This is a genomic window from Propionivibrio pelophilus DSM 12018 (genome assembly GCF_059569095.1).
This window is the reverse complement of the sequence record NZ_JCANUT010000004.1, coordinates 90,964-104,826: the sequence shown is the minus strand read 5'-3', so window position 1 is coordinate 104,826 and position 13,863 is coordinate 90,964. Positions and strand designations below refer to the sequence as shown.

The window sequence follows — 13,863 nt, the reverse complement described above, 5'->3', positions numbered from 1 at the left end:
TGAAGGCCTGACAAAAATGGAATCCTGCCTCGCCCTCTTCAACGCCAAACCCGGCCTATCCCGCAAAGAATACGTCCAGATGTTTCAATACAAGTGCCGTTTGACGGTGGCCGGTGCTCGAACCTACACGCAATTGATCATATCGAAACACAAATAGAGCGTAATATGAAAATCAACCAAGGAGGCTGCGGCCTCCTTTTTTATTTCCGGTACGACGTTCAATACGCAGTGTTGTACAATTTAGCCACTAATCAATAAAGGAGATCAATATGCCCAAAGGTCAAGGCGTTCGTCGGAGCCTAGAACAACAATTGGAAGACTTGAAGAAAAAGCAGGCTGAAATAGAAGCCCGCATCAAGGCCAAGTCTGCTCTCTCGGCTGATCACAAAGCAATCAAAAGCATCATTGCTGACATTGAAAAAGTGGCTGCTGATACCGGCATTCTGGCCAAAGACGTTTTGAAACTGATTGCCTCCACGGTTACGCCACGCAAACCCCGTACTCCGAAAGCGTAAAAACACCGCCGTAACCGTGTCGTAATCGTCGTCTAAGCGATTAATTAACGGTGGCGAGTGTATTGATGTAGGAACCCACGGTAAGTCAGTGTGGTTTGATTGGCCCAAGAACCGAAACACAGCGGTCTTGGGCTTTTTACTTGCTGCCGATTTTTTACACTAATTCGACAATTTTCATAAATCGAAACATTAGGGTGAAAACGGCAACTCACCAGTCACGTTGGTAGTTGTCATTTTTTGTTGAATTGATTGACTTGTCCAATAACTGTAAATTTGCCCAGCAATGAAGCCCACAAACGGACTTGTCTCTTGGGTTTATAGGGATGATATGATCAACTTCTAGGCGTAAATCATATAAGTCATTTAGTTCATCACGTTTCTTGTATATCTGTGCAACAAGTTCATCTTCAAACCATGTTGGGATAGAATTTTTTAAAGCACCATATCGGAATCTTCTTGATGCGTTTGACTTATCAGGATTTTGGTCACGCCATTGTTTTTGGTAGTCCGGTTTGCTAGATCGCCATTGCTGCTGATATGTTTTTTGGTACTCAGGGTTTTTGTCCCTGTATTTCTTTGAGTGCTCTCGAACCTTTTCCTTGTTCTCAGCACGCCATCTTCTATTGATCTCACTACGCTGTTCTTTAATTTCCGTTTCTGTTTTCATTTACCAGCCCTCCAATATTGTTAGTATTTATGGAGATCTGAAAAACGGAACCCTTGCTGTCGGGTTCATGGTTGCTCAATGATGGGGTGAAATGGTCAATGAGATTGGTTCTTCACCATTACCGTACTGACTACACCACCCGATAGGTTTTTCTATGGGCTGATGTTGTTGCTTGGGATTGGTGTAGCGAAGCGGAACCAATCACAGGAGCAATGCCATCCCCATAGAAAAACCGATATTACTTGCCATTGGATACATCTGATTTATCCACCCGATGGCTTGTTTGATCTCGACATCTGCTTTTTGCTATGGGGTTTTACTGGTCATCAACCAGAACCAGATTGCTCTTCGATCCATGCCCGATGTCTTTCAATTTGGTTACCTGATTCGATGTAAAACCGATTTCCTGCCAATGTGGTTTTGGTTTTGAATCAATCACAAAAACAGGGGTTGGGGAGGCCGAAGGCCGACCACGAAGTGGCCAATCCCTGTTTTTCACCCGAAGGACGAAGTCCGTAGGGTGTATCGGTTCCGTCATCGGGTTTGATCTGAAATTGCCATCGGGTGGAAAGACGCAGTTCCATCAAACCGCATGTTGTAACCACTGATGCCTCCCTTCGGTCGGAAGGATTTCACTTCACTGTTCATTCGCTGCGCTCATTCCATTGAAGTTCATCCTTGTTGTTTTTTTAAATGCCATCGGGTGTACAAATCAGGTGTGCCAATCAAATACAAATCCATGGCCCCCCACTTTAGGGTTTGAAGTAACCCAGAGCGTGACCGGAGGTTTAGCCCAACTCGTAACTGATGACAGTTATTAAAAAAGTAGACTGCTCCCAAGTTAGCTCATGTTTTAAGTCGTAGGGTCCGTGATGCTGGGAGTGTTCGACTCTCGTTCCGATAGAAGGGTATATCGGTTGGCGTTTCTATTTGTTGAGTTTGTTTCTCTACTTCTATTTATGAGTCGAGTTAGGGTATGTGCCTATTTTTTGTAGACTATTTTCTTATATACAACCTGGGTTTTAAGCCATTCATGAATAACAAATAACTTCGCTTGATATGCATTCGACTTATGGCCTTTGTTGCCTATTCGGAATCGCACCGCCCTGACCACCAGTTCTTGCGAGACCTGACCAATAGTCCGCATTTCCCTGACCGCCTCAAATCGACCCAAAGGAGACGGTCAGGGTTTTGAAAAGCGGACGTTCAGCGCACGATAGCTTAAATGTTGGAGCATGGTATTTTGCTCGATTTGCCAGGAACTCATCGTTACAAAGAAAACAATCGTGGCCCCCAATTGTTTGCGAGGTGCGATTATTTTGAATTCCTTTCGCAAACGTCAATCAGATGAAGTGGGTATTGGTTCGGCCCCTTGTCACGGGACCAGCGTGTGTCGATTCCAATGGCCACCTTGCAGCCATCGGGAGAAACTGAAAAACTCACACTACTAGCCCAGCCACTAATAAGCTTCTTGAAGCTGCCATCCGCCCGGCGAAGGTACAGGCCCGATTTGTCTACCGGATAGTTGTCGACACTTATGCGAAGAAATGCGCCCTTCGCAGGAATCCCATGCAGGTAACTTCCGCCCTGGACAGTTGTTTTTTCTCTGGTATAGAGCAGGATTTGTTCGACCCGGCCGTCCGGATACAGCCACCAGTACCCCCCGTTCGTCTGCCCTGCGCCGCCATCGGCAATTGCAAGCAAATAAGCATTCTTGAAGGCTTCATGGCGGACTAGACGGATCGTTTCGCCCTGATCAATCCAAGGCTGAAAAGCCCTCGTGTCGATCGGAATGGGGCTGCTCTGACCTTCAGGGCGATGAATTGCAATGGGGTATTTCGGCAAACCATGTGAACTCTCTTTGCCCCCGACAAACTCCACCCTCCCATGCTCCGGCTTCAAGGGTCTGAAAATACGCCCGGACTTTTGCGCCGCTTCGAGCCACTCGGGAACAGTGAGTTCATCCGGGAACTTGCAGTTACTCAGCTCGTTATAGGACGGCGGTCTAGGGCCCGGGGGAGGTAAGGGGCGATGCTCTTCAACAAGGTGCTCCAACGAACCGGCCAAGCGAATACGCTTCTGATCCGTCAGCATTCGTTCTTCGGTTTCCGGCGTGGGTCGCCAATAGCGGATGAATCCGTTGGCAACGCAGAATGCGCCGCCAAACGAACCCATGTCGATCACGCTTCTGTCGGAAAGCTTGTAGTGCAGAAGGCGCCAGCCTTTGGGGTCGCCGGCTTTCCAATCCGCTCGAACGCCGGAAACCAGCAGATTGTCGTCGTCCCACCAATAGAGCGGTTTGAGAGTCGCCCGGGAATCGATAACGATCCCTGTGTCGACTATCTCTGCACTGCAAATCGATGCGACAGACAACGGGATGGCAAGAACCAGTAGTAATCTCGCGATGCGTTTCATGCAGCAACCTCCAAAATTGAATCGTTTAGCGCTGCGTGCCAAGAAGGTGCATGGATATTTGGCCTCCCAACAGCCGTGCCGTAGGTCGCCAACTGATGGGGGCTTTGCCGTCCTGCCCGGCGGTGACGGCAGAGATTGCAAATACGCTCGAGATCGTTGCACAGCCACCGAAGAGGAAAACGACGGGAGATAAACTGCGTTCTTTCATTTCTGGATGCCATTAAAGACTTCCGGACCAGTTCAATCAGGCAAGTTGAACGGCAGCTTTTAGAGCGTGTTGGCTACTTCCGCTTCTGGCCGATAGTACGCCGAATCTTCCAACATGACATCGTTCTGGTCTAGAAGCTGATATCGCTGGTCAAGTACGATGAGAATGCTTGATCAGTTCAAGTACAAATCGATGGTCAAGTAAGGTGAGATTCCGCAGCCTACCATCTTGTGCTAATTGAGCTAAATTTTGAGACCTATATCTCTCCCCTGATGTTTCGACCAATGATTGCTAGAAGCTGCTCATTTTCGTTCAGGCATTAATTTGTAGCATTTACCTTCCTGATAAAAATAGTCGAAATATTTTCCAGATTGGCCGTTGCCCAGTAAGCGGATCGGTTGGATGGTGCCTCTGCGGTCAAGAGAAAGGCACCAACGATGCACACGCTAACAGCCGATCAGAAGCAACAACTGGTAGAAATCATCATCGAGGAATTCGATGAAGGATTGGAGTTCGAGGACTTCACCGACGCCCTACTCGGCTTGCTGGATGACATCGCCGGATTCGAGACCGCTCCGCAATCCGTCATCGACAAACTCACTCAGCAAATCTGGAGGAAATATCATGAGTAAAACCACCACCGCACCTGAACCCACCACGGCAACCGTTCCGGCAGCAACCGTCGAACCGAAGAAGATCGATCTCAACAAGCCGCCGATCAAGGAGGCCATCGCCAAAGGAAAAGCCATTATCAAAGAGGGTAAATCCAAGGCCGATGCCGCAATGGTCATTTTCGAGGCACTGAAGGCCGAGGACAAGGAAGTGGTCATCGCCGCCTTCGTTCAAGGCGCAACGCTCACCGAGAAAGGCGCAGTCACGTACTGGTATAACTGCCGCCGCAAGTCAAAGAAAGCAGCCAAAGCCCCAGACTGAGTGATAGGCGTCTATCAACGAGAGGCGCGAATGGGGTTGATGGTCAGAGAAAAATCGATATAATCAACTCAACGATCATGTTTTCAAACATGCATTCGCGCCCAGCTCAGCTTGGGCATCAATACATCACGGTCCGCTATGGGCTAAGGTAGTTTTAACGTGGGATGTGGGGGCCACCCCCGAACCGCGAGGCTGGCAGCCTTAACTATTCTTTTACTGACGTTTTCGCAGTGGGTGATGTTTATCGGGAGGATGGTTTTTTGACCACCTCGGACCGTATACAGGGGGCCACCGCAATCGGCTGTCGTACGGCATTAACCAAATAGGATAATGTCATGCCTGTACGCAATGCCGAAATCAAACCTACCACCCTCGCCGCTCACAAACAGTTGTCTTTCGAAAACCTATTGGCCGCTTGGCTGCTGGGTGATGGCTGGGAGGTCTTGATCCCCGCCATCGATCATGGAAAGAAAACTGATCTCGTTATCGCCGATGATGATCGCTACTACCGCATACAGGTTAAGAGCCTGAATACGGCAGACGATGAAGTCGTTGTCGAAAACAAATGGCATGGAGCGAAGATTGATTATGTCGTCTATTTCTCAGTTCCCGGCGAGTGGGGGTACATAACGCCAGCTTTCGCTGAAGATCGAAAGCCGCTGAAATCACCAGAACATGTGCGGTTCAGCAAACACCCGACAAATTTTCTGAGAGCGTTTCGGAGAATCTAAAAGCCATATCCCGTCGATATCACTGCAAGTAGTGCCCGTCCGATATCCACTGCAAGTAGCACTCGTCCGATATCCAGTGAAATATTTGGAATCCACAGTGGAATAGCCGTTGTCCTTGGCCGGAAAGTAATCGATGGTCTCCATATCGAACAACGGCAACGGACAAACACCATGAGCATCGTCAAACGAGGAAACAGCAAGAACTGGTACATGCACTTCCAGTTCGATGGGCAAATCTACATCCGTTCGGCCAGAACTACCGTCAAGAAAATTGCCGAGCAGATGGAAATTGAGTGGAAGGCCAAACTGCACTCCCAGCAATATCAAGGCCGCAAACAGCGCATCACGTTGGCTGAAGCATTCACACAGTACAAAGTATCAAAGAAAGGCATTGCCAGTTACGCCAATCTCGTTGCGCATGAAACGGTGCTGTGCCGCCTGCTGCCGATGAAAAAGCAGATCGACGAACTGACATCGCATGACCTTGAACGCTTCAAGCAAAGCCGCATTGCTGAAGGTGTCGGTGCTGAAATCATCAAGTACGGCCTGTTGCTGATCAAAGGCACATGGAAATTTGCGCAGAAGCTGGGCTATCAAACCAGCCCGCTTGAATTTCCCGTAGTGAAGATTCCGAAGCCTTCATTGCGTTATCTCTCCGAGGCCGAGGAACAGCAATTGCTCAGGGAACTCGCGCCTGATCGTGAAGGTTCCGGCCTGAAGCCCATGACAGACCGCAGCGACGAATTGAAGCGAATGATGCAGGACGCATTCGACTTGGTCATTCTGTTGCTCGATACCGGCGCACGGTACAGCGAGATTGCCAATATCGAATGGCGGCGCATTGATCTTGCCGAGCGAACAATCAATCTCTGGCGCTCGAAGGTGCAAAACGAAACCGTGCTGTATATGACGGATCGAGTTTTTGCGGTTCTGTCGCGCAGAGTGACCGCGAAAAACAGTCCGTATGTTTTCAATAACCGCGATGGCGGGTCACGGGGCTACTGCACGCAATCAATTCGCAAAGCGATTTTACGGGCTGGATTACAGAATTGCCGAGTGCATACGCTGCGCCACACCCACGCCTCGCGTTTGATCCAGAACGGCATGAACGTATACGAAGTTCGGGAAATTTTAGGGCACAGCGACATCAAGACCACCATGCGTTACGCGCACCTTGAGCAACGGCAAGTGACATCCAAAGCCCGTGACGTGATCAACAGGTTAAACCAGCGCAGCATCTAGTCAACATCAGGGAGAATCACCATGTCGCAATTCCAAGTCACATTTTCCGTTTATCGGGTGTTCGAGCCGGGTAAGGCCACCATCGGCAGTAGCCTGACATCCAGCCTGAAAACCACAGTTGATGCCCGGAATCTTGGGGCAAGCCAGAGCCATGATCGAAGCGCAGTACGGTAAAACCTGCTCAGTTCATGGGATCAAGCCACTTTGACATCGGCTAAGGCGTAGGGGAATCGGTTGGTTGATTCGCCTGCGCCAATTGTTGCTGGGCCTTCTGGATTTTCAACCTGGCCTGAGCAGCCTTGGCTTGTTCAGCTTGTCGTTTTGCGTTCTGCTTGAGGCGTTGCACATTACGCTGCTGTACTGAGATATCGACAATTTCAGAAAGGGTCATGATGTTGGCTCCGGTTTGGTGTTACCGGTATTTATGCCTATTTTGTTCAGACGTAAATAAATATAACCAAGTGATTTCAAGGCATCTATGTGATCGCTAAGCTACAGATGGGATATTTTGTCGTTGAATAGTTACAGTCACTGAAAAAATCATGAAACACGAATTGTGATTCGGCTCACCTATTACGCCAGAGCTGCTAATTTTTTGGTAAGAAGCTCTCGAATCTTAGAAAAGCTGCGAGGATAATTATTCTTAGGTAGTGCTCGAATAACAGGGGCGATTTTATCAATACCTTTGATTGATTTTTTGTTGTTAACAAGTAGCTCATAGGCATTCCGCTTGTTTTGGGGGATTTTACATTCTGTGTAGAACAACTCTCGCCCTCTTGAACTTCCGATCAGATCAACCTCAAGCCCCCACTTCATACATACAGTGTGATACGAAGAAAGAATTTTCAGCGCTTCAGTATGGTTATTAATCAACGCACCAAGGAGATCATCTCGATCTTTTTTTACAGAAATAATTGTCGCGAACAAATCTACTCTTTCGCTGACGTATTCTTTTCTATACTTTGGGAAACCCTTGCTATCCCTGCTAGCATCTAACTCGTCATTTTCATAAGGGACAAAGAAGTCTTTATCAACCACAAGTAGATAAGGCAACCCGATTTCCCTAACTAACGAGAATACATACTTGAGATTATTAATACTTTCAAGATTGACTATACTCACACCCAAATCATCTAGTTCGATACCATCTTTTTTCATTATTTCTTGAATAGCTTGAGCATCATTTTTACTCTCAACAATTACAACAAGTTTTGAGTAAAAAAAGTCACTGTTCCGGTAGTGATGGAACTGATAGTACTTGTGCTCTTCAAGTGCATATTTCTCGTAAAAATCCGATGGAAGTTGAGTGACTTCTGTCTTAATACCTCTGATCGCATCTTCAACCTTCTGGAACAATGCGACTTCTGTATGATCTACGCTATCGATCATAATTGTAGAGTGGGTTGTAAAGACTACTTGAGCAATGCTGTCGTCAGCATCTTGTATATTTCTGATCAGTGACCTGATCACTTCCCGTTGTGCTTGTGGGTGAAGGTTCGTTTCAGGCTCCTCCAGACCAAGGATAATGCTTCTGTTATTGATAGCAGCTAATGCTCTATGTAAAGCGATAATTGTTAAGCTTTGAACACCAGCTCCACACTCAGACATCTCATGAATAGAATTTTTTTCATTCACAAGAAACCTTAAACCACCAATAAATCCGATAAAACTGATTTCATCAGGAAACGCCAATTTAAAATCAAACTTTGAATTTATGTTGTATTTTTCTCTGATGTAACGAGCCAGCTTATCAAGTCCGTTATTTTCTAAAAATTCGGTCGCAGCTTTAAATTTTGGGGTGTAGTTGTCACGCTTTTCAGTAGCTTTAAGCAGATAATCCTCTGCAAGTCGTTTGAAAGCTGTTGACTCTGCCCATTCTAGATTCTTGTGATTCCTAATTGGCGGAATGAAGTAGTAGTCTATCTTCTCTTTAATTCTATCGATGATAGCTTCACTTGATGATTTTAATTTCCCGTCAGTTTTTATTTTTACAGAACGTTTCCCGTGATAGTAAATAGTTTCAACCGTTAAAGAATCGTGATTGGTATCAGTGGAAAAATCTTTTATATCACCAGCAAAAGTCAGCTTGATAATTGGCTTGGCTTTTTGCGTGTGAAGATGTTTCCCGTTAAGAAAATCCTGCTCCTCTTCCCGATAATTAAAAAAAGCGTTTAATGCTCTGAGGATAGCTGATTTGCCTGAGTTGTTTTCCCCAACTAAAGCTAGAACATTACCAATTTTTAAGTCACATTTCTTAATGGAGCGGAAGTTCCTAATTGTTATGTGAGTAAGCCTCATTGATGCTCTCTTGATCAAATTAATGCAGACAACTGCAACTGCAAGAGGAAGTCTGGCATATAAACGTGAGACTAAAAATGCCATTCGGAATGGGAATCTAAAATCGAATTGCACATAAATTATGCCAGATACTGTGAGTGCTTCTATGCAAGGTGATAATTGTTGCCATCAATAACTGAAAAGGCTGACAGTCTTCGCACAATTTCAAGACTGTTTGCCAGCATTGTGCGGGTCAATAAACTGACAAAGCTGGAGCCACTTCGAGGACGCCAATCGGCGTCCTCTTCTTTATTCACCCTGCAAAACCTCGGCCACAACCTGTATGGGTTTATGGCGTACCTCGAAGTCGCCACTAAAAACAGGGGGTTAGGCGATGAGGGGAAAAACTGGGCTGGCTTCTATGACAGATTGCTGAAAACTCCTGGCTAGGAACTTCCTCACGAAAACAGTCAGCATCCTCAAAAAGCAATTGGAGATAGCCAAAACGGATGCTGTAACCAGATCATATAGGGTCAGTCCAAAGTAAATTTTTGCAGCCTATCCGGATCAAGCCATAAATCACCGAACGGACGGATAACTGATTCAAACTCGGCATCTGTCGCTTGACGTAGAAGACATGCTAGTAAGATGTCGCGTTGTTCGAACGGCACAATAGGAAAAAGTTGTTCTAGTATTCCAGCGGGGCAGCAGACCCTAACTAGATATCGTTTTGCATCCTCTTCAACGGAAGTTTCTATCAGATGTACAGTAAAAACTGAAATAGACCTCCCATTTTCATCTTGATGAACTGACAGCAATTGGGCATTCTCATAAGGCATCCCTACGGATAGGATTTCACTGAGTCCTCTCTCAGTTACCGATGGAAACATCTTCAGAAGCTTTTCTAGAACACTTTCTCGGTTCATTGTCATCATCTCAGAGGTCAGGAAAGCGACATCCACCAGCACAGGGTCATTTTGGAGGAAAGCACCAATTATTATCGATCCGATAGCCGAGCTTCTTCACGAGATTGGCGAATGTTTTTTCGCCGTACTTTTTGACGGCGAATCCACTCACAACCTTCCGAACTTCCAGACTGATGGCAGTCAGTAACGCCTTGTCACCGCCATTCATAGCAGCGGCTTTTACGAATGCTTCTTGAAGAGGCTTGCGGAATTCGGAAGGTTTTATCTCGGGGGGAGGCTTTTGATTCGTAGCAGGCTGCTGTTTTGCCGGTGACGAGGGAGCCGTAGGTTTCTTCGCGACGGGCTGCTTAACAGGATCGGGGGCAACCGATACAGGCACTGCTTTCTTCACGGGAGAAGACGGGCACTCCAACCTTCCACCAGCGTTGATGATCGCCGTTAGCTTTTCCTTTGGCGTGGCATTCCCGAAAGCTTGATTGATGGAATGGCAACAAGCGACAGTGTTAGCTTCCGTATTTTCACCGCCAAGCGCTTTCGTGTCGGCGCGCGTTTAAAAGTGACCAGCTGTGCGCGTTGAATTTTGACCAGGGGCGATAGCCGCCTGTCATTGGCTTGGCTGTGGATAAGTGTAGCGCAGACCGGTCTGGTCTGAGCTGTTTTTCCGTTAGTGAACGAAGAACGGTGATTGACCTCGGAGGTGCGCTGGGAATGCCGTGGAGGGCGTAGCCCGTAACAGAATTCCCAGCGCGGCGCCGTCAGAACGGTTCAACCTCCTCTTCCGGCTTGCCCCGTTTGCTCTGTTCCCGCGCCTTGATCTTGGCTTTTGCTACCGACGTACTGTGCCGGAAGCGGAACGACTCATTGCCCGTCTCGACGATATGGCAGTGATGCGTCAGCCGATCCAGAAGCGCCGTCGTCATCTTGGCATCGCCAAATACGCTCGGCCATTCAGCAAAGGTCAGATTCGTCGTAATCATCACGCTCGTATGCTCATAGAGCTTCGATAGCAGATGGAAGAGCAAAGCCCCGCCGGCCTGACTGAAGGGCAAGTAGCCCAGTTCATCAAGGATAACCAGATCCATGCGCATCAGCGCCAAGGCGATTCTGCCGGCCTTGCCGGCCGCTTTCTCCTGCTCAAGTGCATTGACCAGATCCACTGTTGAGAAGAAGCGCACCCGTCTGCACCATTGGCTGATTCCCGACACGCCCAGTGCCGTAGCCAGATGCGTTTTGCCCGTCCCTGTGCCACCGATCAGCACCACGTTCTGTGCCGACTCGGTGAAGGACAGGTCGGCCAGTTGCAGGATCAGGTTCCGATCCACCTTGGATTGCTCGAAGTCGAAACCCGCCAGATCACGATGCACCGGGAATTTGGCGACGTGCATCTGATAGCCGATCGAACGCATCGCGCGGTCGGTGTGCTCCGATTGCAGCAGATGCTCGATTAGCCAGCGCGAAGCTTCCAATCGGCTTGATCCCCCATTAGTCGCCAACTCCGCCCAGGCGGACGCCATTCCCGGCAAACGCAGTTCCTTGAATTCAGCAATGAGGTCACGCATGATCGGTCACCTCGTCACGCAGACGGTCATACCGACCGGTATCGGCAATCGGTTCCTCGCTAATCTGCAAGGGCGAGTCGATGGTCTCGGGCATCGGCGGCGCCTTTAGTCGATTGAGCATGTTCTCGATGTGCTCTGCGCTGGGTACGCCGGATTCGAGCACCAGTTCGACCGCCACCAGTACGTTCTCCAAACCGGCTTTCGGCACTTCGGCCAGCACCTTGGCCATCACCCGATCACCCCCTTCGCGGCGAAGCAGGAGCGTACGCAGATGCTGTAGCGGCACCGGCATATCAGCAAAGGGCGCGCCGTTTCTCAAGGCGCCCGGCTTTCGCTGAATGAGTGGGATGTAGTGCTGCCAGTCGTAGAGGGTCTCTTTACGTGCAAAGCTGCGCAAATGGCTGGCGACCCGCGTGTCGTGAGCTACAAGGTCGATCTGTTCTGGATAGACGCGGATGCTGACGATCTGGCCGACTAACTCACAGGGTGCCGAGTATCGGTTGCGATCGAGAATCACCAGGCACGTACTGGAGACCTTGCCCATCGTTTCAACGTAGCCATCAAAGGGTGTGATCATCGGCATCAGGCTGGGTTGCTCGTGCTCCAGCATCTCGGCGATGGAGAGTTCCTCGTACTCGGTATGCCGCAATTCCTGCCATAGCGCCCGACAGCGTTCCAGCAGCCACACATTGAGTTCGGCGAACGAGCCAAAGCGTTCCTTGCTGGCGTCTTGCCAGACCCGTCGCCGGCTGTCCTGAACGTTCTTCTCGACCACGCCTTTCTCCCAGCCGGAGGCGACATTGCAGAAGTCCGGATCGAACAGGTAGTGCGAAGCCATCGCTGAGAAGCGCGAGTTGACGATACGACTCTTGCCTTTATTGACCTTATCGACGGCGGTCTTCATGTTGTCGTAGATGCCGCGCCGGGGAATGCCACCCAAGGCCGTAAAGGCTCGGGTGTGGGCATCAAACAGCATTTCGTGGCTTTGCGTGGGATAGGCCGATACAACGAAGGCTCGACTGGCGCAGAGTTTGAGGTGAGACGCCAGGATCTTGCGCCAGACGCCGCCGATCAGGAGATGCTCTTCGCTCCAGTCGAACTGGAAGGCTTCACCCAGCTCGAACTTGAGCGGGACATAGGCGTTGACCGCCGCAGTTCCGCCTTCGATTCGCCAACGCCGGACAAATTCGGTGACGCGGCTGTAATCCCCTGTAAAGCCTGCCGCCTGGATTTCTCGGAACAGTTTCAGCGCGGTACGCCGATCCCGTTTCGGACGGTGCGCGTCTGTCTCCAGGGCTTTGATGAGTTGCGCGGCATACGGCGCAATCTTGGTGTCGTGACGCGAGCGACGGTAGCTCGGCTCGGTGCCTTCAGAGGTAGCCCCGGAAATTCGGGCAGTCGGATAAGTGATATTTCTGCTTCAATAAGCGACGGAAGTCGCCGACCAACAGGAGCAGAGAGCAATGAGAAGACCCCGCCGTAATCACACAGCCGCGTTCAAGGCGAAAGTGGCGATAGCCGCCCTCAAAGGCGATGAGACCCTTGCCACATTGGCGGAAAAATTTGACGTTCATCCGAACCAGATTACGCAATGGAAGCAGCAGTTGCTGGAGAATGCAGTTGGCGTATTCACAACGGCCGCTGAGAAACAAGTGGTGGGTCCGGACCTGAAAGACCTTCACGCAAAGATAGGCCAGCAGGCGCTGGAGATCGATTTTTTAGCCGGCGCGCTCGGTCGCATGGGCGATGCGAGCGCAAAACGATGATTGACAAGGCGCATGATCTGCCGGTTGTGCGGCAGGTACAACTGCTCGACCTCTCCCGTTCGACGGCGTATTACCGGTCGCAGCCGATGTCGGAAAGCGACGTTCTGCTGATGCGTCGAATCGACGAATTACATCTGGAACATCCGTTTGCTGGTTCTCGCATGCTGCGAGACATGCTCAGGCTGGAAAAGATCGTGGTCGGCCGCAAACACATCGGCACGCTGATGAAGAAAATGGGCATTGAAGCGCTCTACCGCAAGGCCAACACCAGCCGGCGGAACCAGGCGCACCGGATCTACCCGTACCTCCTGCGTCACCTCACCATCGATCGCCCGAATCAGGTCTGGGCCATGGATACGACGTACATCCCGATGCAACTCGGATTCGTCTATCTGACGGCCGTTCTGGATTGGGCGACACGCCGTGTGCTGGCCTGGCGGCTGTCCAACACGTTGACGGCTGATCCGTGTGTCGAGGCGCTGGAGGAAGCCATTCTGAAGTACGGTGCGCCGGAAATCATGAACACCGATCAGGGCAGTCAATTTACCAGCACGGCTTTCATCAGCGTGCTTGAGCAGCACAAAATCCAGATCAGCATGGATGGAAAGGGCTGCTGGCGCGACA

12 protein-coding genes and 2 pseudogenes are annotated in these 13,863 nt (G+C 49.6%); 6 read left to right on the top strand and 8 right to left on the bottom strand.

Features of this window, described 5'->3' with window-relative positions:
* The first annotated feature begins 269 nt into the window (after positions 1-269).
* Positions 270-515 (top strand): hypothetical protein, encoded by a 246-nt coding sequence (locus tag BO74_RS03810; protein ID WP_496440153.1) that lies wholly within the window; start codon positions 270-272, stop codon positions 513-515.
* Between the two features lie 208 nt (positions 516-723).
* Here the strand turns inward: BO74_RS03810 and BO74_RS03805 are convergent, their stop codons facing one another.
* A complete protein-coding gene (locus BO74_RS03805) occupies positions 724-1,182 on the bottom strand; it encodes a hypothetical protein (protein WP_496440151.1) in 459 nt (152 codons plus the stop codon).
* 1,314 nt (positions 1,183-2,496) lie between these two features.
* A complete protein-coding gene (locus BO74_RS03800; RefSeq protein ID WP_496440148.1) occupies positions 2,497-3,597 on the bottom strand; it encodes a hypothetical protein in 1,101 nt (366 codons plus the stop codon).
* 645 nt (positions 3,598-4,242) lie between these two features.
* Here BO74_RS03800 and BO74_RS03795 point away from each other — a divergent pair.
* The 4 genes from BO74_RS03795 (at position 4,243) to BO74_RS03780 (ending at position 6,711) form a co-directional block, all read left to right on the top strand.
* Entirely contained in the window at positions 4,243-4,437 is a 195-nt protein-coding gene (locus BO74_RS03795) for a hypothetical protein (protein WP_496440145.1), read from the top strand.
* Positions 4,430-4,738 (top strand): hypothetical protein, encoded by a 309-nt coding sequence (locus BO74_RS03790; RefSeq protein WP_496440142.1) that lies wholly within the window; start codon positions 4,430-4,432, stop codon positions 4,736-4,738. The genes BO74_RS03795 and BO74_RS03790 overlap by 8 nt, the downstream gene beginning before the upstream one ends.
* 335 nt (positions 4,739-5,073) lie before the next feature.
* Positions 5,074-5,469 (top strand): group I intron-associated PD-(D/E)XK endonuclease, encoded by a 396-nt coding sequence (locus BO74_RS03785; protein WP_496440140.1) that lies wholly within the window; start codon positions 5,074-5,076, stop codon positions 5,467-5,469.
* 171 nt (positions 5,470-5,640) lie between these two features.
* Entirely contained in the window at positions 5,641-6,711 is a 1,071-nt protein-coding gene (locus BO74_RS03780; protein ID WP_496440138.1) for a tyrosine-type recombinase/integrase, read from the top strand.
* Between the two features lie 214 nt (positions 6,712-6,925).
* Here the strand turns inward: BO74_RS03780 and BO74_RS03775 are convergent, their stop codons facing one another.
* The 6 genes and pseudogenes from BO74_RS03775 to istA form a co-directional block, all read right to left on the bottom strand.
* Positions 6,926-7,102, bottom strand: coding sequence for a hypothetical protein (locus BO74_RS03775; protein WP_496440136.1), 177 nt, complete (start codon positions 7,100-7,102; stop codon positions 6,926-6,928).
* A gap of 182 nt (positions 7,103-7,284) precedes the next feature.
* The gene (locus tag BO74_RS03770) at positions 7,285-9,093 is read right to left on the bottom strand and encodes an ATP-dependent nuclease (protein ID WP_496440134.1); all 1,809 of its coding nucleotides are present in this window, start codon (positions 9,091-9,093) and stop codon (positions 7,285-7,287) included.
* A 428-nt stretch (positions 9,094-9,521) separates the two neighbouring features.
* Positions 9,522-9,914 carry a hypothetical protein gene (locus BO74_RS03765; RefSeq protein WP_496440132.1) on the bottom strand — a complete coding sequence of 131 codons (393 nt, stop codon included), beginning with the start codon at positions 9,912-9,914 and terminating at the stop codon, positions 9,522-9,524.
* Positions 9,915-9,960: 46 nt separating this feature from the next.
* On the bottom strand, positions 9,961-10,305 hold the full coding sequence (locus BO74_RS03760) for a hypothetical protein (RefSeq protein WP_496440130.1): 345 nt from the start codon (positions 10,303-10,305) through the stop codon (positions 9,961-9,963).
* A gap of 364 nt (positions 10,306-10,669) precedes the next feature.
* Positions 10,670-11,473, bottom strand: a complete 804-nt coding sequence (gene istB, locus BO74_RS03755) for an IS21-like element helper ATPase IstB (protein WP_496440128.1) — start codon at positions 11,471-11,473, stop codon at positions 10,670-10,672.
* Positions 11,466-12,833, bottom strand: a pseudogene (gene istA / locus BO74_RS03750) (IS21 family transposase); the annotation flags it as partial. The gene istB and the pseudogene istA, both read right to left, overlap by 8 nt.
* 103 nt (positions 12,834-12,936) lie before the next feature.
* Here istA and BO74_RS03745 point away from each other — a divergent pair.
* Positions 12,937-13,863, top strand: a pseudogene (locus tag BO74_RS03745) (IS3 family transposase); the annotation flags it as partial.